Annotated in this window: 14 protein-coding genes; 12 read left to right on the top strand and 2 right to left on the bottom strand. The window is 61.7% G+C overall.

Going from position 1 to position 19,882, the window contains the following annotated elements; all coding sequences use genetic code 11:
- Positions 1 to 41 precede the first annotated feature (41 nt).
- Together VJZ71_06425 and atpC are read right to left on the bottom strand one after the other, a co-directional pair.
- Positions 42 to 878, bottom strand: a complete 837-nt coding sequence (locus VJZ71_06425) for a methyltransferase domain-containing protein (protein HKQ47684.1) — start codon at positions 876 to 878, stop codon at positions 42 to 44.
- A gap of 266 nt (positions 879 to 1,144) precedes the next feature.
- A complete protein-coding gene (gene atpC / locus VJZ71_06420; GenBank protein HKQ47683.1) occupies positions 1,145 to 1,543 on the bottom strand; it encodes an ATP synthase F1 subunit epsilon in 399 nt (132 codons plus the stop codon).
- A 230-nt stretch (positions 1,544 to 1,773) separates the two neighbouring features.
- On the opposite strand from atpC, the gene VJZ71_06415 reads away from it, so the two are divergent.
- The 12 genes from VJZ71_06415 to VJZ71_06360 all read left to right on the top strand — a co-directional run bounded on the left by VJZ71_06415 (position 1,774) and on the right by VJZ71_06360 (position 19,882).
- The gene (locus VJZ71_06415; GenBank protein ID HKQ47682.1) at positions 1,774 to 2,598 is read left to right on the top strand and encodes a hypothetical protein; all 825 of its coding nucleotides are present in this window, start codon (positions 1,774 to 1,776) and stop codon (positions 2,596 to 2,598) included.
- 436 nt (positions 2,599 to 3,034) lie between these two features.
- Positions 3,035 to 7,504: a DNA-directed RNA polymerase subunit beta gene (gene rpoB, locus VJZ71_06410; GenBank protein ID HKQ47681.1), complete on the top strand. Its 4,470-nt coding sequence runs from the start codon at positions 3,035 to 3,037 to the stop codon at positions 7,502 to 7,504.
- A gap of 61 nt (positions 7,505 to 7,565) precedes the next feature.
- The gene (locus VJZ71_06405) at positions 7,566 to 8,084 is read left to right on the top strand and encodes a hypothetical protein (protein HKQ47680.1); all 519 of its coding nucleotides are present in this window, start codon (positions 7,566 to 7,568) and stop codon (positions 8,082 to 8,084) included.
- 76 nt (positions 8,085 to 8,160) lie between these two features.
- Entirely contained in the window at positions 8,161 to 12,585 is a 4,425-nt protein-coding gene (gene rpoC, locus VJZ71_06400; GenBank protein HKQ47679.1) for a DNA-directed RNA polymerase subunit beta', read from the top strand.
- Positions 12,586 to 12,678: 93 nt separating this feature from the next.
- Entirely contained in the window at positions 12,679 to 13,074 is a 396-nt protein-coding gene (gene rpsL / locus VJZ71_06395; protein HKQ47678.1) for a 30S ribosomal protein S12, read from the top strand.
- Positions 13,075 to 13,149: 75 nt separating this feature from the next.
- Positions 13,150 to 13,626, top strand: a complete 477-nt coding sequence (rpsG, locus tag VJZ71_06390; GenBank protein HKQ47677.1) for a 30S ribosomal protein S7 — start codon at positions 13,150 to 13,152, stop codon at positions 13,624 to 13,626.
- Positions 13,627 to 13,882: 256 nt separating this feature from the next.
- Positions 13,883 to 15,574 carry a chaperonin GroEL gene (groL, locus tag VJZ71_06385; protein HKQ47676.1) on the top strand — a complete coding sequence of 564 codons (1,692 nt, stop codon included), beginning with the start codon at positions 13,883 to 13,885 and terminating at the stop codon, positions 15,572 to 15,574.
- A 51-nt stretch (positions 15,575 to 15,625) separates the two neighbouring features.
- Positions 15,626 to 15,925 (top strand): co-chaperone GroES, encoded by a 300-nt coding sequence (gene groES, locus VJZ71_06380; GenBank protein ID HKQ47675.1) that lies wholly within the window; start codon positions 15,626 to 15,628, stop codon positions 15,923 to 15,925.
- 44 nt (positions 15,926 to 15,969) lie between these two features.
- Positions 15,970 to 17,592 carry a chaperonin GroEL gene (gene groL, locus VJZ71_06375; protein HKQ47674.1) on the top strand — a complete coding sequence of 541 codons (1,623 nt, stop codon included), beginning with the start codon at positions 15,970 to 15,972 and terminating at the stop codon, positions 17,590 to 17,592.
- A 102-nt stretch (positions 17,593 to 17,694) separates the two neighbouring features.
- On the top strand, positions 17,695 to 18,837 hold the full coding sequence (gene dnaJ / locus VJZ71_06370) for a molecular chaperone DnaJ (protein HKQ47673.1): 1,143 nt from the start codon (positions 17,695 to 17,697) through the stop codon (positions 18,835 to 18,837).
- Positions 18,838 to 18,895: 58 nt separating this feature from the next.
- Positions 18,896 to 19,531: a nucleotide exchange factor GrpE gene (locus VJZ71_06365; protein ID HKQ47672.1), complete on the top strand. Its 636-nt coding sequence runs from the start codon at positions 18,896 to 18,898 to the stop codon at positions 19,529 to 19,531.
- A 3-nt stretch (positions 19,532 to 19,534) separates the two neighbouring features.
- Positions 19,535 to 19,882, top strand: coding sequence for an FmdB family zinc ribbon protein (locus tag VJZ71_06360; protein HKQ47671.1), 348 nt, complete (start codon positions 19,535 to 19,537; stop codon positions 19,880 to 19,882).

Raw genomic sequence — 19,882 nt, 5'->3', positions numbered from 1 at the left:
AGTCGAACCCGGGGCGAGCCGACGAGCGAGCACGACGATGCTCAGAGCGTGCACGCCAGGTATGCAAATCGTGAGAGGCGTCGCTCGAGCGGGAGCCGGGCCGCAACACTCAGGAATCGCTGCTGACCCTCGAACGTCTCAACGCCCTCAATGATTCTCAGCTTGTCGGCCCGCTTCTGACGAGCCGCGTGCCAGTTCGTCGCGACTTGAGCGATCGCACCTGACAAGTCGGCTTTCTTCGTCAACCGGAATCCTGTGTCGATAAGCATGCGCTCGTTGGTATCCGGTGCGACGAAGAGGAAGAAGCCGATTGAACTGCGCGCGGCGATCTCCTCGCTTGTGAGCGGACCCGTAACGACCACCGGATCGGTAAACAACAGACGCCCACCCGGTTGGAGCACCCGGGCCCATTCGGTGAGCACTTTGGTCCGATCGGCAAGGTGGTTGATCGCGTCAATGCAGATGACAACATCGAATGAACCGTCTGCGAACGGGAGGTGCCCTTGCGCATCGATCACCTCGAATGAAGCCAGGTCGGACAGACCGCGGCGGGCGGCCTCTTGCCGACCCGTGCGGACTCCGTCGGGATGGATATCGACCCCAACGACAGTGGCGCGCGTTTGCGCGACGATCCTGAGCGACGGCCCACCCGAGCCGCAAGCGATGTCCAGCACGTGCTGTCCCGGGCGGAGTGAGAGCCATTCGATGAATTCATCCTGCTCCCTCGCGGTGATCCAGCCATTCTGGCCAAAGTCGTCCTGCCACGTCTCCTGGCGGATCTCCCGGTAGAGTGAATCGTCAAACCGGCCGTAGGTCGAGTCATAGAAGTCGACCTTTGAGGCGGGCGGGGTACGTTCCGTCGAGTCACTTGTCGTCATGGCTTACAAACACGGCCAAGCGCGTCACCAAAAGTCTAACATAACCCGCCCTCGTGCAAATCGGGACACGGAAAGACGTGGTGGCATCGGAGACTTTTTGTCCACGACTTCACTCCGGCACAAGCCGCGTGGCAGGTTTCCAAGCCTGTTTCGCCGGTCCACCTAGCGATCAAACCCACCAGCACGCCCTCGCGACGTGCGGGAATCCGACCGCCACCGGCCACGGCCCGCCCAGGCGGGTATACCGGGAAGGTTCGGGGCAGACGCTATTTCTTGGCGAGGTGGATCTGGGCCTTGGCGCGGTCGATGGCTTTTTGGCGGGCGGTGACGGCTGCTTCGTCGGAGGCGGGCATTTTTTCGGCGTCGGAGAGCGCGGCCTGGGCCTTTTCGCGGGTGAGGTCTTCTACGGGGATGGCCCGCTCGGTGAGGATCGTGACCTGGTTGTCGAGGACCTGGGCGAAACCGCCATCCACGAACAACTCCCTGGTGCCGCCGCCGCCTTCGACGCGGAGCGGGCCGGCGCCGAGTTCGCAGAGCAACGGGGCGCGGTCCTTGAGGATGCCGACGAGACCGTCGTGGGCGGGGAAGACGACGGAATTGGCGGTGGTCTGGAGGACCTGGCGTTCGGGGGTGATGACGGAGCAGGTGATGGGGTCGGTGGCCATGGGGATTTATTAAGGGGGAATGGACGAGGGGTCAAGCGAATGCGGAAGTTGGAATGCGGAATGCGGAATGGGCAGAGGGAAATGACTGGATTTACGAGATTTACAGGATTGGCGGAGGCAGGGGTCGGAGGAAGGCAAGAAATCCGGAGGCCGGTAAGCAAAGACTCCCGCCCTCCTCGATCTCGCTACCTGCTCTTTGAGATTGAAGCTACTGGCTCTAATATGGAGGCATGTCGGGGCGGAATTACCTGCTTTTTGTCATCGGATTTGGGCTGAGTTTCCTGGTTCAAGTCATGCCGGCGTCGGCGAAGGAGCGGCACTATGAGCAGGTGCGGGTGCTACTGATCAGCCGGATGGCGTCGTGTGTGTCGTGTCATACGACGGCTGCGGGGAACAAGCTAAACACCTATGGCGAGCGGATTGCGGCGCAGCCCAAGTCGATGCCGCTGGCCGACCGGATTGCGCGGCTGGAGCGCGACGCGAAGGGCGGGCGGAAGCAAAACGGGGATGAGACCGCGGCGGACGATCGAGATGTGGATGGCGACGGCGTGCCGAACTGGGTGGAGATCCTGGCGCGGAAGAGCCCGGCCAATGCGAAAGACAAACCGGACGCCGAGACGGCCGAACGGATTCAGTCGGTCGTGAGCTGCAACATTTGTCACAAGGACGGAGGGCCGGGCGAAGGTCGGGGTCGCAAACCGCACAACGAATTTGGCGAGTTGCTGGCCAAGACCGGCCGCGGGGCGAAGGGCGCGCCAAAGGCGAAAGACGATCGGGAGGCGCGTAAGTCGGCAGAGCGAGTGTCGATCCTCGCGCGGCTATTGCAAGTACGTACGAAGAAGCCGAAAGGGTCGGCGGCGACGTTTTGGCAGAGGCTGCGGCTACTTCATGCGCCGGCGGATGCGATAGACAAGGTGACACCGGAAGAAGTGAAGAAATTGAAGAAGGAGATAGCGGCGATCAAACGCGAAAAGAAAAAGACGCCGAAGCGCGGACTGGATTGCAAGGCGCACCGGAACGATGGTTTTTTGCTGGATGGGGAGGGGTTGGAGTAGAAATGAAAAAGGACGCCAGGGCCATAAGGGTCGAATAGGACCAAAGGAAAAACAAGGGCCGAATCATATCTTATTTTTGCCACTATATTTATGTAGGTTTTCGGCGCCTAATATTTTTCCACTGGCACCTTCCCGTAACTCGCTTATACTGACTGACTTCTCCGCCGCGGAGGCGGGAATTGGCTGATCGGGTGTGGGACTGGTCGGCTGGACGCCAGATGGCCTCCGCGGAGGACAGTCCCTGGGTACTTAACGTCGGCTCGACCGCGCGCTCCTCGATGACGTACTCGCCGTTGGCGAATCGTTCCGGGTCCTCTTTTCGACAGAGTGGCCTCCCCCACGCCCGCTCCGCGCGCGCGAACGGGTCGGTCCGCGCCGCAGCGCGGCACATCGAAGCCGCTTCAACACCACACACGCTGGTCTGTTCAAAGGGTGCATGATGATCGTCACCAAAGAGATTCGTTCTTTCAGCAAACTCGGCGACGCGATGGCCATGCCGAATCTGATCGAGATTCAGGTTGGCTCCTACAAGCGCTTCCTTCAGGAGGGCACGCTGACCGAGCACCGGACTCCGACCGGTCTTGAGGGCCTGTTGCGGGAAGTTTTCCCGATCTCCAGTTATGACGAGAACATCGTCCTGGAGTACCTCGACTATTCGCTGGGCAAGCCGCGCTACACGCCGGACGAGTGCCGGCAGCTTCGCCTGACCTACGGGATGCCGCTGCGCATCCGCTGCAAGCTGCACCGCAAGGATAAGGACGAGATCTTCGAAGACCGGATTTACCTCGGCGATATCCCGATCATGATCGGCGGCGGGGAGTTCATCATTAACGGGGCCGAGCGCGTCATCGTGTCGCAGCTTCACCGCTCGCCCGGCGTGGACTTCATCAAAGAGACGCTGGAGGCGGACCGGCCGCTGCACGCGTGCCGCATCATTCCGGAGCGCGGGAGCTGGGTGGAGATCAATATCACGCGCAAGGACGTGATGGCCGTCCGAATCGACCAGTCAAGCAAGATCCCGGCGACGAGTTTCCTGCGGGCGATGGACCCTCGGTATGGGAAGGATGAGGACATCATCCGCGAGTTTTATCCCACGAAGACGATCCGCGTGGCCAATCTTCGCGCCGATATGTATGTCGTGTCCGAGGTCCGCCTCGATGAGAGCGAAGACGCCGAGCCGCTGGTGCGGGCCGGTTGCCAGGTCGGCGACGCCGTGGCCCGGATTCAGGGCAGCAGCATCAAGCAACTCGAAGTCATCGACAAGGTCGGCGACCCGCTGATCCTCAATACCCTCGCCGAAGACGGCAGCCACAGCCATGAAGACGCGCTGATGCGGATTTATAAGAGTCTGCGGCCGGGCAACCCGGCGCAGCTCGACAAGGCGGTCAAGCTCTTCCACGAGAAATTCTACGACGCGAATCGCTATCGCCTGGGCCGGGTCGGTCGATTCCGCATCAACCGCAAGTTCGGGCTCTCGATCCCGACTTCGCTGAACACATTGACGGCGGCGGACTTCGTCGCGTGTTTGCGATACCTGCTCGACCTGCGCAGCCAGGAGCGGATTGGTTTTTCGGTGCCGCAGCGGGTGCCGTTTGAATTGTGCATGCTCCGCTGGACGCGCGAGCTGGCCGATCAACTGAGCGGCTATTTGACCAAGAACCAGCCCGTCAAAGACCCCAAGGAGGGCGTGGTCCTCGGACAACTGGATTCGATCCGGGACGGGCGCAAGAAACTGCAGCCGATCGATGTGGTCAAGGAACTCTACCGCCAGCTTCGCAGCCTTTGCGATGCTCCGACGGAATGGGCTCCGACCGGTTCGATCGACCTCGACCTGATGCGCCAGCTTCTCGGCAAGGGCAAGCAGGACCGCGATTCGGACGTGACGAAGCTGGCCCGCGATTACATCGTGGCGACGATTCGGACGCGCGCCTCGCGATTGCTGGAGGGGATAGAAGCCTATCTGGCGGCATCGAAGCACGGCCAGCCAGAGGTCGTGCAGGTCGATTTCATGAACTACTACCCGCGGCCGGGGGTGATTTACACCTTTAACGAGGCGGATTCGAAGCGGCTCACGGCTTCGGGCGAGGCGACGATCGAGGCGGAATGGCGCGAGCTGTTCGGCAGCGGCATCAAGCACTCCGCCTTCGAGCCGTTTGAGAGCGTCTCCGCCGTGCTTCAGAAGCACGGCAACAAGGAACTGCTATCGGTCGGCAATGTCCACGAGTACGGCTGGCGGCAGACCCGCGTCATCGTCGCGGAGGACGACATCGACCACCTCGGCAATCGGCGGTTGCGAACGATTGACGAACTGGCCTGCGATGAGATTCGCAAGGGCTTCCTGAAGCTCCGCCGCACGGTGCAGGAGCGCATGAGCATGCGCGAGCCCGACCAGCTCGGGAAAATCCCGGAGCTGATCAATTCCAAGGCAATCTCCGGGGCGATCGAGTTCTTCTTCGGCCGCGGCGAGTTGTCGCAGGTCGTCGACCAGACCAATCCCCTGAGCCAGCTCACGCACGAGCGGCGGCTCTCGGCCCTCGGCCCCGGCGGTTTGAACCGCAAGCGGGCGGGCTTCGAGGTCCGCGACGTGCATATCAGCCATTACGGACGCATCTGCCCGATCGAGACGCCGGAAGGCACGAACATCGGTCTGATCGCGTCGCTGAGCATCTACTCGACCGTCGATGAGTATGGGTTCTTGATTACCCCCTATCGCAAGGTGGAGAAGGGCGGGAGCGTCAACGGCGGACACGAGTTCCTGCGTGCCGACGAGGAGATGAAGACGGTGCTGGCGCCGCCGGATGCGGTGGACCCGAAGGCGAGCCGCGTGACGGGTGACCATATCATGGCGCGGATTCGGGGTGATCTGGCCCTCGTGACCAAGGACGAGATTGAATATATCGATATCTCTCCCAAGCAGACCGTCGGCGTCTCCGCCAGCCTGATCCCGTTCCTGGAACACGATGACGCCAACCGCGCGCTGATGGGCTCGAACATGCAGCGGCAGGCCGTACCGCTCCTGATTACGGAGCCGCCGGTCGTGGCGACCGGCATGGAGCGCGTGGTGGCGGACAACAGCGGCATGGTGGTCCACGCCCAGACCGATGGCACGGTCACCTTCGTGGATGCGTCGCGGATCGTGCTGGACAACACGGAAGAGTACGAACTGCGGAAGTTCCAGGGGCTCAACGAGCGAACCTGCCTCAATCAAATTCCGCTGGTCAAGCTCGGCCAAAAGGTCAAGAAGGGACAGATCATCGCCGACGGTCCGGCCACGCGAAACGGTGAGTTGGCGCTGGGGCGCAATGTCCTCGTCGCGTTCATGACGTACGACGGTTACAACTTTGAGGACGCCATCCTGATTTCGGAGCGGCTCGTTCAGAACGATACGTTTACCAGCATCCACATCGACGAGCACGAGATTGAAATTCGCGAAACGAAGCTCGGCCGCGAGGAATTCACCCGCGATATCCCCAACGTCTCCGAGCGGGCGCTGCGCAGCCTCGACGAGAACGGAATCATCACCGTTGGGACAGAAGTGCAGCCCGGCGACATTCTCGTCGGCAAGGTCTCGCCCAAGAGCAAGAGCGAGCTGTCGCCCGAAGAAAAGCTGCTGCACGCAATCTTCGGCCGCGCCGGCGAGGACGTGAAGAACGATTCCCTGGAAGTGCCCAGCGGCATCTCCGGCATCGTGATCGACGCCAAGCGGTTCAGCCGGCGCACCCATCTTTCCGAAGATCAGAAGCGCCTCGTGCAGAAACGGATCAAGGATTACAAGAACACGACGAACCTTCGCATTATCGCCGTCTTCCGAAAGATGCTCGAGGAGATGGAAGCCGTCGCGGGCCAGCCCATCGTGGACCCCGAGACCAAGCAGGTCGTCGGGCGCAGCGACAATCCCGACGTCGTCATGGAACAGATCTGCGACGACAAGCAGAACTGGCGCTTCAATGTGAAGTGGGTCAAGCCGGCCAACAAGCGCGACGAGTGCGAGCCGATCTACAATCGCTATTGGCCGCGCATCGCCGAGCACATCGAGGAGCGCGAGCGGAAAATCGCCCAGATCAAACGCGGCGACGAACTGCCCTCCGGCGTCCTCGAAATGGTCAAGGTCTACACCGCCACCAAGCGGCAGCTTTCGGTCGGCGACAAGATGGCCGGCCGTCATGGAAACAAGGGCGTCATCGCCAAGATCCTCCCGGTCGAGGACATGCCCTTCCTCGCCGACGGAACGCCCGTCGACATCATGCTTAACCCGCTGGGCGTGCCGTCGCGCATGAACGTCGGGCAGATTCTGGAGACGCACCTGGGCTGGGCCGCGAAAATCCTCGGCTTCCAGGCGATCACCCCGGTCTTTGACGGATGCCGGGAAGAAGAACTGCACGCCGCGGTGGAGGAGGCCAATCGCAAGGTCGAGACCCTCGCCGCCGATCCCAAGGCCGTCGCCGTGGCCGACAAACAGGGCCTCATGCTCTCGAAGATGCCCTACGGAGGCAAGATCAACCTCTTCGACGGCCGAACCGGAGACCGATTCGATCAGCCCGTGACGATCGGCTACATCTACATGATGAAGCTGCACCACCTCGTGGATGACAAGATTCATGCCCGCGCGACGGGCCCCTACTCGCTGATTACGCAGCAGCCCCTCGGCGGCAAGGCCCGTACCGGCGGCCAGCGGTTCGGCGAAATGGAAGTCTGGGGCCTGGAGGCGTATGGCGCGGCGTACATTCTCCAGGAGTTGCTCACGGTCAAGTCCGACGACGTGGAAGGCCGGACGAAGATTTACGAGTCGATGGTCAAGGGCGAGAACACGCTGGAGGCGGGCACGCCCGTGTCCTTTGACGTGTTGTGCAATGAAATCCGCGGGCTGGGGATGAACATCCAGCTCGAAAAAGGCAGGTTAATTTGATTGGTGGCCCGACGCCCGGCCGCTGGAGCGGCCCGACGCCCTTGCGAAGGAGCGTTCGATCATGAACCAGATCAAGTGTGAAGTCGTGGACAAGATCGACATCGGCGAATTGAAGGCGTTTTACGACGCCCAGGGATGCCTGATGCCGCAATCGGTCGACAAGCTGTCGAGGATGGTGGACAACTCCGTCTGCTTTGTGACGGCCCGGGAAGGCGATGGCCGGCTCATCGGGATTGCCCGCGGCCTGGCTGACGGGGTTCGCGGCTATTTGACGGAGTGCAAGCTGGATCCGGCCCGGCAGGGTCCCGGCGCCGTGACGCACATTGATGGGCGCATCGAGCACGATCAGTTCGGGATCGCCCGGCAGATGGCGGAGCTGGTGATCCGCACGCTGGCCGACCAGGGCTGCGAGCGGATCGACGCCGCCGCGTATGGAACGGAAGTGGATTTCTGCGAGGAGCTGGGTTTTCGACGAGCGGCCGGCGTCGTGCCCATGATGCTCAATGTGACGCCGATTGCCGGCAAGAGCGCGGGGCTTGCGACGGCGGGGGCGGCCCCGGTCGCAGCCGTGCAGAAGTAAGGGACGAATCAACGCGAAAGCGGTTCAAAGTTTTTGCCGCGGCCAACTGTGACAAGGCCGCAGAGGTAAGGAAACGATGGCTGACAGTATTTACGATCGCGTGAACGATTACGGCGCGGTGAAGATCTCGCTGGCGTCGCCCAACGACATTCGCTCCTGGTCGTACGGCGAGGTCCGCAAGCCCGAGACGATCAACTACCGAACGTACCGCGCTGAAAAGGACGGCCTCTTCTGCGAGCGGATCTTCGGACCCGAGCGCGACTGGGAGTGCTTCTGCGGGAAGTACAAGGGCACCAAGCACAAGGGCATGATCTGCGATCGCTGCGGCGTCAAAGTGACGCACAGCCGCGTGCGGCGCAAGCGGATGGGCCACATCAACCTGGCCGCGCCGATCGTGCACATCTGGTTCTTCAAGGCGATGCCCTCCCGGCTGGGCGCGCTGCTCGACATGAAAACGTCCGACCTGGAGAAGGTCGTCTATTTCCAGGACTACGTCGTCGTGGAGCCGAAGGACACGCCGCTGAAGCGCGGCCAGATCCTTTCCGAGGAGGAGTACCGCAGCAGCATCGACAAGTATGGCGACAGCTTCGAGGCCCAGATCGGCGCCGAGGCCGTCAAGACGCTCCTGGGGAAGCTCAGCCTGGCCCAACTCGGGCAGGAGCTGCGCGAGGCCATCCTCAACACGAATAGCAAGCAGAAGATCAAGGACCTGTCCAAGCGCCTGAAGATCGTCGAGAGCCTGCGCAACAGCGCCAACGATCCCACGTGGATGGTCATGGATGTGATCCCGGTCATCCCGCCGGACTTGCGGCCGCTCGTACTGCTGGATAGCGGAAACTTCGCCACCAGCGATTTGAACGACCTCTACCGCCGCATCATCAACCGCAACAACCGCCTGAAGAAGCTGATCGACCTGAACGCGCCGGAAGTCATCATTCGCAACGAAAAGCGCATGCTTCAGCAGGCGGTCGACGCCCTTTTCGACAATGGCCGGTGCCGCCGGCCGGTGCTCGGCTCGTCCAACCGCCCCCTCAAGAGCATGACAGACATGATCAAGGGCAAGCAGGGCCGCTTCCGCGAGAACCTGCTGGGTAAGCGCGTGGACTACTCCGCGCGAAGCGTCATCGTCGTCGGCCCGGAACTGAAGCTGCACCAGTGCGGTCTGCCCAAGAAGATCGCCCTGGAGCTGTACCAGCCGTTCATCATCCGCAAGCTTAAGGAGCGCGGCTTCGCCGACACGATCAAGAGCGCGAAGAAGATGCTGGAGCGCCGTGATCAGGAGATCTGGGATATTCTGGAAGAGGTGATCTACCAGCACCCGGTCCTGCTGAATCGCGCCCCGACGCTGCACCGCATGGGTATTCAGGCCTTCGAGCCGGTCCTCGTGGAAGGCAACGCGATCCGGATTCATCCACTAGTGTGCAAAGGGTTCAACGCCGACTTTGACGGCGACCAGATGGCGGTCCACCTGCCGCTGTCCATCGAGGCGCAGGTCGAAGCGCATGTGCTGATGATGGCCACGAACAACATCTTCAGCCCGGCCAGCGGCTCTCCCATCATGTCGCCGAGCCAGGACATCGTCATGGGCATCTTCTATCTGACGTGCGACCACGCCCATGAGGCCAGTTTGGAGCCCAAGCGATCGTTTTCCACCTTCCAAGAGGCCCTGCTCGCCTATGAGCTGGGCAAAATCTCGATCCACGAGCAGATTCGCGTTCGCATCGATCGCGAGCAGATGGTGGAGGGGCAGAAAAAGCGGCCGGTGCCTGTCGCTGCCAATCGCGTCATCAAGACCACAGTAGGAAGGCTCATCTTCAATGACATCCTTCCCGTGGGCATGCCGTTCTATAACTACCCGCTGAGTCAAAAGGGCGCCGGTCGCGTGATCGCCGATTGCTACGCCCACCTCGGCCGCGCCGAGACGATCGACTTCCTCGATCGCATCAAGGAGCTGGGCTTCAAGCGCAGCACGCTCGCCGGATTGTCTTTCGGCCTGACCGACATGCGCATCCCCGACAAGAAGAAGTTCTTCATCGAGGAGGCCCAGAAGAAGGTCGACCGCATCACCAAGGCGTTTCAGCAGGGCGCCATCACGAACCTCGAGCGCTACAACCAGCTCATCGATACCTGGGTCCACGTTCGCGAGCGCGTCACCGAGGCGATGATGCACGAAATCAAGAACGACTTCCGCGACACGGACATGAAATACGTGCAGCCCGGCGCGCCCGGTGGGCGCAAGTATCTGAACCCCATTTTTCTCATGACCGATTCGGGCGCCCGCGGCAGCACCGACCAGGTCCGCCAGCTCGCCGGCATGCGTGCCCTCATGGCCAAGCCCTCCGGCGAAATCATCGAAACGCCGATCAAGGCCAACTTCCGCGAAGGGTTGTCCGTGTTGGAGTACTTCAGTTCGACCCACGGCGCCCGCAAGGGACTGGCTGACACGGCCCTTAAGACCGCGGACAGCGGCTACCTGACACGCAAGCTGGCCGACGTGGCGCAAAACGTCATCGTGACCACGCGCGATTGCGGCACGATTAACGGCATCACCAAGGAAACCCGGTACAAGGGCGAAGAGGTCGATATCACGCTGACCGAGTCGATCGTCGGCCGTATCGCCCGCGACACCATCCGCCATCCGGTGACCGACGAGATCGTCGTCAAGGAAAATGACATCATCACGAACGAAATCGCGCGGCGGATCGAAAGTCCTCCGGCCGAAGGCGGCCTGGGTCTGGAGAAGATTCGCGTCCGCAGCCCGCTGACCTGCGAGAGCACGCAAGGCGTCTGCTCGCGCTGCTACGGCGTGGACATGTCCACCGGCAAGGTCGTCGAATCCGGCATGGCCATCGGGATCATCGCCGCCCAGTCCATCGGCGAACCGGGAACGCAGCTCACCATGCGGACCTTCCATACCGGCGGCGTCGCCAGCCGATCGGTCATTGAAAGCGACATCAAGGCGTCCAGCGGCGGAACCGTGAAGTTCCACGATCTGAATGCGGTTCCTTTCGTAGATCCTGCGAGCAACGAAAAGTGCCTCATCGTCCTGAAGCGCAACGGTGAACTGGCCATCAATGATGAAAAAGGCCGTGAACTCGAGCGGCACAAGATACCCTATGGTGCCCGCGTACACGTGGCCGACGGCGATGTCGTCAAGCCCCGGACCGTACTTTGCAACTGGGACCCGCACCTTACGCCGATTCTGGCTGAGGCCGGCGGCTTCATCCGCTTCCAGGACGTCATCGAAGGCGAGACGGTGCGGCTGGAGACCGAAGGCAAGGCCTCCAAGTACGTTGTGGTCGAGCACCGCGGCGACAAGAACCCGCAGGTCATCATCGAAGACGCCGACGGGAAGATTCTGGAATACCACTATCTGCCCGCGAAGGCGCGTATCGAAGTGCAGGAAAAGGACGAAGTGAAGGCCGGATGGCTCCTGGCCCGCCGGCCCCGCGAACTGGCCGGCACGCAGGACATCACCGGCGGTCTGCCCCGCGTTACGGAGATCTTCGAAGCCCGCAAGCCCAAGGAGCCGGCGGTCATGGCCGAGATTTCCGGCACGATTGAGATTCGCAGCGACCGTCGACGCGGGAAGATGACCATCGTCATCCACCCGGACAGCAAGGACCTCGAGGCTCGCGAGCACCACGTCCCGCAGGACAAGCACCTGCTGGTTCATGCGGGCGATCGCGTGGAGGCCGGCGATCCGTTGTGCGACGGCCCGCTGGTCCCCCACGACATCCTCGCCATCAAGGGCGAGGAGGCGTTGCAGAATTACCTGCTCCACGAAGTGCAGTCGGTCTATCGCTCGCAGAATGTGGGAATCAACGACAAGCACATCGAGACGATCATCAACCAGATGCTGCGCAAGGTGAAGGTCGATCAGGCGGGCGATTCGGCGCTGCTGCCCGGCGAGATCATCGACAAGTTCCGCTTCCGCGGAGAGAACCAGCGCTTGAGCAAGAGCGTCAAGATCACGGATGTGGGCGACTCGAGTTTTGTCGAGGCTCAGACGGTGACCAAGGAAGAGCTGAACGCGGAAAACGAAAAGCTGGAAGAGTCGGGCAAGGCCCCGGCCAAGGGTCGCAAGCCCAAGCCGGCCACGGCAGGGACCGTGCTGCTCGGCATCACCAAGGCCGCGCTGCAGAGCGAATCGTTCATTTCCGCGGCCAGCTTCCAGGAGACGACCAAGGTCCTCACCGAGGCGGCGCTGGGGAGCGCCGTGGACAATTTGGTGGGTCTCAAGGAAAACGTCATTCTCGGCCACCTTATCCCCGCGGGAACGGCCTTTAAGGACTTTGTGGAGATGTCGGTCGATCACCTCGGGGAACCGCCTCCCGAGGAGCCCGCGGAGGTGCGAATGCCCGAATTGGTCGGCGCCCCGGCCTCGGCGGAGCCGGAAACCATGGGACTGACCGAAGGGTCGCTGGCCGGCACGACGAGCGGTTCGCTCGCCACCAGCGCGGCCGAGGATTCTCAGGGATCGCCGGCCACGATGGCGTAGTGTTGACGGATCCCGCGGCCGTCACGTAAACTGTAGGGTTTTCCACCGTCCTGCCAGCGGAGGGGACGGCCAGAAAGGTATATCGAGAACGACATGCCCACGATCAATCAACTGTGTGCCAACCCGCGACGGCATGAAGTGCGCAAGAGCAAGTCCAAGGACCTGGACAACTCGCCACAGAAGCGCGGCGTCTGCCTCATCGTCAAGACGATGACGCCGAAGAAGCCCAATTCCGCCCTGCGCAAGGTCGCCCGTGTGCGGCTGTCCAACGGCCGCGAAGTGACGGCCTACATCCCGGGCATCGGCCACAACCTCCAGGAACACTCGATCGTGCTGGTCCGCGGCGGCCGCGTCCGCGATCTTCCCGGCATTCGCTATCACATTGTTCGCGGCGTGCTCGACTGTGCGAGCGTCGAAGACCAGGATAAATTCGGCGTGCGGCGAAACAAGTCGCGGAGCAAGTACGGCACCAAGAGGAAGAAGGCGTAATCCGACGACGTCGTGCGGGTTTCACCCGCCGAGAGAGAGAATGGCGGCAAAGCCCGCCCCACCGAGGTGTTCGATATGGCGTTTAAGAAATGGACCAACTCCGGCAAGCAGCTGCGCGGCGACGCGAAGTACAACAGCCGCCTGGCCAGCAAGTTTATCAACTGCATGATGTGGAGCGGCAAGAAGACCGTCTCGTCACAGATCTTCTACAAGGCCCTCGACGCCGTTTCACGGAAGATTGCCGACGTGCCGCCGATCGAGATTTTTGAGACCGCCGTCGACAACGTCCGCCCGAACATCCAGATTCGCAGCCGCCGCGTCGGCGGCAGCAACTACCAAGTCCCCATGCCGGTCAACCCTCGGCGCAGCCAATCGCTGGCGATCCGCTGGATTCTCGAAGCCGCCCGCGCCAAGAAGGGCCGGCCGATGGACCAGCGCCTGGCGTCGGAATTTATCGACGCCTTCAACCGCCAGGGCGCGGCGATGAACACCCGCGACAATGTCCACCGCATGGCCGACGCGAACAAGGCATTTGCTCACTTTGCGTGGTAGGCGGTCCCTGACACAACGGCAGTACCCTTGGTTCTCAACTGCCGCAGTGGCAGGGGAATTCCAATTCGGGCATATCCTGTCTCGCGACTAAACCTTTATCAAACAACAAGATACGTCGATCCTGCTCCCCGTCGTTCTTGGGCATGGTTCTTGCTTTATCGTCGGGTGAGGGATTCTCTATCCTGAGGTTTGGCAAGAAGTGAAGAACCGACCATCTGAAACCCCTTATTAACGCATTCCCTGGAGGCCTACATCAATGGCAGCAAAGCAACTGACGTTTCACGAGGATGCCCGGGCCGCCCTTTTGGCGGGCGTCGAGAAGCTCTCCGCAGCGGTCAAATCGACTCTTGGCCCGCGCGGGCGGACGGCGATCCTGGACAAGGGCTGGGGCGCCCCGACGATCACCAAGGACGGCGTGACGGTCGCCGAGGAGATCGAGCTTTCGGACAAGTATGAGAATCTCGGCGCGCAGCTCGTGAAGGAGGCGTCGAGCAAGACCTCTGACGCCGCGGGTGACGGGACCACGACGGCAACGGTCCTCGCCGAAGCGATTTTCAAGGAAGGCCTGCGCAACGTCGCCGCCGGTTCGGACGCCATGGCGATCAGCCGCGGCATCGCGAAGGCCGTGGACGCCGTCGTCGAAGCCCTCAAGGATCAGTCCCGCCCCGTCAAGGCCGACGCCAAGAACGTCGAGGACATCATCCGCGTCGCCAGCATCTCGGCGAACAACGACCGCGAGGTCGGCGAGCGTTTGGCCGACTGCTTCAAGCAGGTCGGCAAGGACGGCGTGATCACCATCGAAGAAGGCAAGAGCCTGGAGACGACGGTCGATGTCGTCGAAGGCATGCAGTTCGATCGCGGCTATCTCTCGCCGCACTTCGTAACCAACCCGGACGAGATGGAATGTGAGCTGGAGAAGGCGTTCGTCCTCGTCTATGAAGAGAAGATCAGCAACGTCACCAAGCTGATTCCCCTGCTCGAGAAAGTCTCCAAGACGAAGCGACCCCTATTGATCATTGCCGAGGATGTCGAGGGCGAGGCCCTGGCGACGCTCGTCGTGAACAAGCTCCGCGGCATCCTGCAAGTCGCCGCTGTGAAGGCGCCCGGCTACGGCGATCGCCGCAAGGCGATGCTCGAAGACATCGCCATCCTGACCGGCGCGAAGCCGATCTTCAAGGACCTCGGCATCGAACTCGACGGCGTGGCGATCACCGACCTGGGCCAGGCCAAAAAGATCGGGATCGACGCGGATAACACGACGATCATCGAAGGCGCCGGCTCGTCCAAGGACATCACCGGCCGCATCGAGATGATCCGCAGGGAGATCGAGGTCACCACCAGCGATTACGACAAGGAGAAGCTCCAGGAGCGGCTGGCCAAGCTGGCCGGCGGCGTTGCCCAGATTCATGTCGGGGCGGCGACGGAAGCAGAGATGAAGGAAAAGAAGGCCCGCTACGAAGATGCCCTGCACGCGACTCGCGCGGCGATCGAAGAAGGTATCGTTCCCGGCGGCGGCGTCGCGCTGATCCGCTCGCGCTCGGCGCTCGACAAGGTCAAGACGGTCAGCCATGACGAAGAGATCGGTGTGGAAGTCATCCGCAAAGCCCTGACCGCCCCGATCATGACCATTGCCAGAAATGCCGGCGTCGAGCCGGGCGTCGTGCTGCACAAGGTCGAAGGCAAGCCGGGCGCGTTCGGTTTCAATGCCCTGACGGAGGAGTACACCGATCTCGTGAAGGACGGCGTGATCGATCCGACGAAGGTGGTCCGAACGGCACTTCAAAATGCCAGCAGCGTCGCTCGCATCCTGCTCTCCACGGACTGCTGCGTCACCGAGAAGCCCAAGGACAAGGACGAGGGCGGCATGCCCGGCGGCCACGATCATGACGACGAGATGGGCGGCATGGGCGGCATGGGTGGCATGGGTGGCATGGGCGGGATGATGTAATTGAATTTCGAATCTCGAGCTACGAATTCCAAAATAAGAGGAGTCAAAGAAATGGCACGTTTGAAGATTACCCCCCTGGATGATCGTATCGTCGTTGAGCAGCACGAGGCCGAGGACAAGACCGCCGGCGGGATCATTCTCCCGCAACAGGCGAAGGAAAAGCCGACGCGGGGAACCGTCCTTGCGGCCGGGCCGGGCAAGATGCTGGATTCCGGCAATCGCGGAAAGATGTCCGTCACGATCGGCGACGAGGTGTACTACGGCAAATATTCCGGCACCGAAGTCGATGTGGACGGCAAGAAATACACGGTGCTCCGCGAGAGCGACGTGCTGGCGATCATCGAGAAATAAAGTTTGCCCAGCCGCCCTCGGCTGAGATGGAAAGGAATACGCACATGGCTGTTAAACAGATGCTTTTCGATCAGCGGGCCTGCGAAGCCGCCAGCGCCGGGCTCTCCAAGCTCGCGGCAGCGGTAAAGGTGACACTTGGCCCGACGGGTCGCAATGTCCTGCTTCAAAAGTCCTGGGGTTCGCCGCGCGTCACAAAGGACGGCGTGTCGGTCTCGAAAGAGATTGAATTGCCGCAGCCCTTCGAAAACATGGGCGCGAAGATGGTGAACGAGGTCGCCAGCAAGACGTCGGACGTCGCCGGCGACGGCACGACGACCGCCGTGGTGCTGGCCGAGGCGATCTTCCGCGAAGGCCTGAAGAATGTCTCCGCCGGCGCCAATCCGATGCTGCTCAAGCGCGGCATCGACAAGGCCGTGGAGATCGCCGTCGAACAGATCGCCAAGATGGCCGTCAAGGTCAAGGGCAACTGGGCGGACATCGCCAAGGTCGGCACGGTCAGCGCCAACGGCGACGAAGAGATCGGCAAGATGCTGGCCGCCGCCCTTGAAGAAGTCGGCCAGGAAGGCGTCGTCACCATCGAGGAAGGCAAGAGCCTGGAGACCGAGAAGAAGGTCGTCGAGGGCATGCAGTTCGACAAGGGCTACATTTCGCCCTATTTCATCACCGATCCCGCGGAGATGGAGTGCGTCCTGGAAGATGCGTACATCCTGATCTACGAAAAGAAAATCAGCTCGCTCCGCGACTTCATCCCCCTGCTTGAAAAGATCGCGACGGCCTCCAAGCCGCTGCTGGTCATTGCTGAGGACGTCGAGGGCGAGGCCCTTGCGGCGCTGGTCGTGAACCGGCTCCGCGGCATCCTCAAGGTCTGCGCCATCAAGGCCCCGGGCTTTGGCGACCGGCGCAAGGCCATGCTCGGCGACATCGCCACCGTGACAGGCGGCGAGTTCATCAGCGAGGACCGCGGTCTGAAGCTCGAAAACATCGAGACGAACCAGCTTGGCCGCGCCAAAAAGATCGTCATCGACAAGGACAACACGACGATCATTGAGGGCGCGGGCAAGAAGAACGAGGTCAACGCCCGGGCCGATCAGATTCGCGCCCAGATCGAGAAGACCACCAGCGACTACGACCGCGAGAAGCTCCAGGAGCGCCTGGCCAAGCTGACCGGCGGCGTCGCGGTGATTCGCGTCGGCGGGGCCACGGAGATCGAGGTCAAGGAACGAAAAGACCTCGTCGATGATGCGTTCCACGCCACCAAAGCCGCGGCGGAAGAGGGCATCGTCTGCGGTGGCGGCGTCGCGCTGCTTCGCTGCATTGAGCCGATCAAGAACGCCGCGAAGAATGCTTCCGGGGATGAAAAGACCGGCATGATGCTCATCGCGCACGCCCTTGAGTCGCCCGCCCGGCAGATCGCCGAAAACAGCGGCCAGGATGGCGCCGTCGTGGCGGCCGAGATTTTGGAAAACAAGGGCAACTACGGCTACGACGCCCGACGCGGCGAATACGGCGACCTCGTAAAGGCCGGAATCATCGATCCCGCCAAGGTCGTCCGCAGCGCCCTGCAAAACGCGGCGAGCGTCGCCGGCGTCATGCTCATGACCAACGTCATGGTCACGGAACTGAAGGACAAGGACAAAGACCAGGAGATTCCCGGCGCTGTCCGATAAGAAGTAGAGACCGTTTGCTTCCAATCGGGACGGGCAGGGGCTCGTCCCGATTGTCGTTTAGGCTCGCGCTGACCGGCACCGAAATCGCGCGACGGGATGGCAATGGCGACGAACGTGGCCCAAAAACGCGACTATTACGAAGTGCTCGGCGTCAGCCGCGAGGCGACTGCCGACGATATCAAACGCGCTTATCGCCAGGCGGCGATGAAGTTCCATCCCGATCGGGCCAGCGAAGATCCCGACTCCGATCGTAAATTCAAGGAAGCGTCCGAGGCGTACGAGATCCTCGCTGACCACGAAAAACGCAATCGCTACGATCGCTACGGCCATGCGGGCCTGTCCGGATTCGCCGGTCACGATTTCTCCAGCATGAGGCCGGACGACATTTTCAGCGTCTTCGGCGACATCTTCGGCGACATCTTTGGCGGATCCTTCGGCGGCCGGCGCGACGCCGGCATCGATCTGCAGACGGAGTTAATCCTTTCCTTGGCCGATGTCGCGAAAGAAAGCGAGCGGTCACTGGAATTCACGCGCAGCGATTACTGCGACCACTGCGGAGGCAAGGGCGCCGAACCCGGTACGAAGGTCCACACCTGCTCGACGTGCGGCGGTTATGGGCAAGTCGAGCGGGCCAGCGGCATGGGCTTTTTTTCCACGCGTTTCGTCACGGCCTGTCCGGATTGTCGGGGACGCGGCAGTTCGTTCAGCAAGGCGTGCAAAGACTGCAAAGGCACCGGCAAGATGCCCAAGCACCGCGTCGTGACTGTCAAGATTCCGGCGGGCATTCACGACGGCCAGATGATCCGCCTTCGCGGCGAGGGCGAGCCGGGCGAGCAAGGCGGGCCGCGCGGCGACCTGCACTGCTACATTCGAGTCAAGGAGCACCCCTTCCTCCAGCGGCATGGCAACGACCTGTTGTGCGATGTTCCCATCACTTTTACGCAGGCGTCGCTTGGCACGCAATTGGAAGTGCCGACGCTGGACGGAAAGACCGAAGTGACGGTCCCTCCCGGCACACAGCACGGCGAGATGTTCCGCCTCGCGAAGATGGGACTGCCGGACATTCGCTCGCGGCGGAAAGGGGATCAGGTGGTACGGGTCCTGATCGAAATACCCCAAAAACTCAGCAAGAAGCAGGAGGAATTGCTGCGTGAGTTTGTGAAGACGGAGGACAGCCGCGTGCTGCCACAAAGCAAGGGCTTTCTGGAGAAGCTAAAGGAGTTCTGGAGCACCCTGGGCGAATAACTCCACGGCAAACGACCGACGGCCGCGCAACAATCTATTGGACGGACTGAGTCATCCGATGCGCCATAAGAAAGACAATATCTCGGTGGACAACATTACGGTCACGGCTCCGGAGGAAGTCGGGCATTTTGCGGCGGACGTCGATGCGGCCGACCCGCAGAAACCGGCGGACGTGGAAAGCACAGCGGAATCCTCGACTCCGCCCCGCGACGCCTCTATCGAAACCATCGAGTCGTTGCGGATCGAGCGCGACCAGCTCCGGGACAAGCTGCTCCGCGCCCAGGCCGAGTGCGCCAATATTCCCAAGCGGCTGCACCAGCAGCACTCCGAGGCCCTGAAACTCGCCGGCATGGGGCTGGTGCGCGAACTGCTTCCCATCGCCGACAACTTTGAACGATCGATCGCCTCGATGACCGCCGAGCACGAAAAGGATACGGTCATTGCCGGCATCAAGCTGATTGCCGATCAGCTCTACAAGGTTCTTCGCGATCATGGCGTCGAACCGATCGATGCCGTCGGCAAGCCGTTCGATCCGATGTTTCACGAAGCGATGATGTCCGATACGACCTCTAATCTGGCGCCGGGGACGGTCACAAGCGAATTGCAGAGGGGCTACATGATGCACGGACGGGTGCTGCGGCCGGCGCGGGTGACTGTGGCCGCGGAACCGCCAGATTCGTCCGACGAGGCCTAAGGTATGCCGACGTACGAATACGAATGCAAGACGTGCGGAACCGTCTTCGATGTTTTTCAGTCCATCAAATCAGCCCCGCTGCGCCGATCGCGCTGCGAAAAGTGCGGCGAGATTCAACCGGTGCGACGGCTGATCAGCACGGGCGGCGCGGTACTGTTCAAGGGCTCCGGTTTCTACCAGACCGACTATCGCAGTGAGAGTTACAAGGAGAAGGCCAAGTCCGACAGTCCGGCGAAGGAGTCGAGCGGCGGCGACAAGAAGACGGATAGTACAACGACCGCCGATACCCCGGGCAAGTCCTCGGGGAACGAGTCCAAACCGTCGTCCTCGAAGAAGGACTCCACTAAATAA

It is taken from the genome of Phycisphaerae bacterium (assembly GCA_035275405.1).
Classification (GTDB): domain Bacteria; phylum Planctomycetota; class Phycisphaerae; order UBA1845; family UTPLA1; genus DATEMU01.
This window is presented reverse-complemented; position numbering and strand designations above follow the sequence as displayed.

Excerpts from the sequence above, each read along its gene's own strand:
- VJZ71_06405 (HKQ47680.1), top strand. The coding sequence starts at position 7,566 with ATGAACCAGATCAAGTGTGAAGTCGTGGACAAGATCGACATCGGCGAA.
- rpoC (HKQ47679.1), top strand. The coding sequence starts at position 8,161 with ATGGCTGACAGTATTTACGATCGCGTGAACGATTACGGCGCGGTGAAG.
- VJZ71_06415 (HKQ47682.1), top strand. The coding sequence starts at position 1,774 with ATGTCGGGGCGGAATTACCTGCTTTTTGTCATCGGATTTGGGCTGAGT.
- rpsL (HKQ47678.1), top strand. The coding sequence starts at position 12,679 with ATGCCCACGATCAATCAACTGTGTGCCAACCCGCGACGGCATGAAGTG.
- VJZ71_06365 (HKQ47672.1), top strand. The coding sequence starts at position 18,896 with ATGCGCCATAAGAAAGACAATATCTCGGTGGACAACATTACGGTCACG.
- dnaJ (HKQ47673.1), top strand. The coding sequence starts at position 17,695 with ATGGCGACGAACGTGGCCCAAAAACGCGACTATTACGAAGTGCTCGGC.
- rpsG (HKQ47677.1), top strand. The coding sequence starts at position 13,150 with ATGGCGTTTAAGAAATGGACCAACTCCGGCAAGCAGCTGCGCGGCGAC.
- VJZ71_06425 (HKQ47684.1), bottom strand. The coding sequence starts at position 878 with ATGACGACAAGTGACTCGACGGAACGTACCCCGCCCGCCTCAAAGGTC.
- groL (HKQ47676.1), top strand. The coding sequence starts at position 13,883 with ATGGCAGCAAAGCAACTGACGTTTCACGAGGATGCCCGGGCCGCCCTT.
- groL (HKQ47674.1), top strand. The coding sequence starts at position 15,970 with ATGGCTGTTAAACAGATGCTTTTCGATCAGCGGGCCTGCGAAGCCGCC.
- rpoB (HKQ47681.1), top strand. The coding sequence starts at position 3,035 with ATGATGATCGTCACCAAAGAGATTCGTTCTTTCAGCAAACTCGGCGAC.
- VJZ71_06360 (HKQ47671.1), top strand. The coding sequence starts at position 19,535 with ATGCCGACGTACGAATACGAATGCAAGACGTGCGGAACCGTCTTCGAT.
- atpC (HKQ47683.1), bottom strand. The coding sequence starts at position 1,543 with ATGGCCACCGACCCCATCACCTGCTCCGTCATCACCCCCGAACGCCAG.
- groES (HKQ47675.1), top strand. The coding sequence starts at position 15,626 with ATGGCACGTTTGAAGATTACCCCCCTGGATGATCGTATCGTCGTTGAG.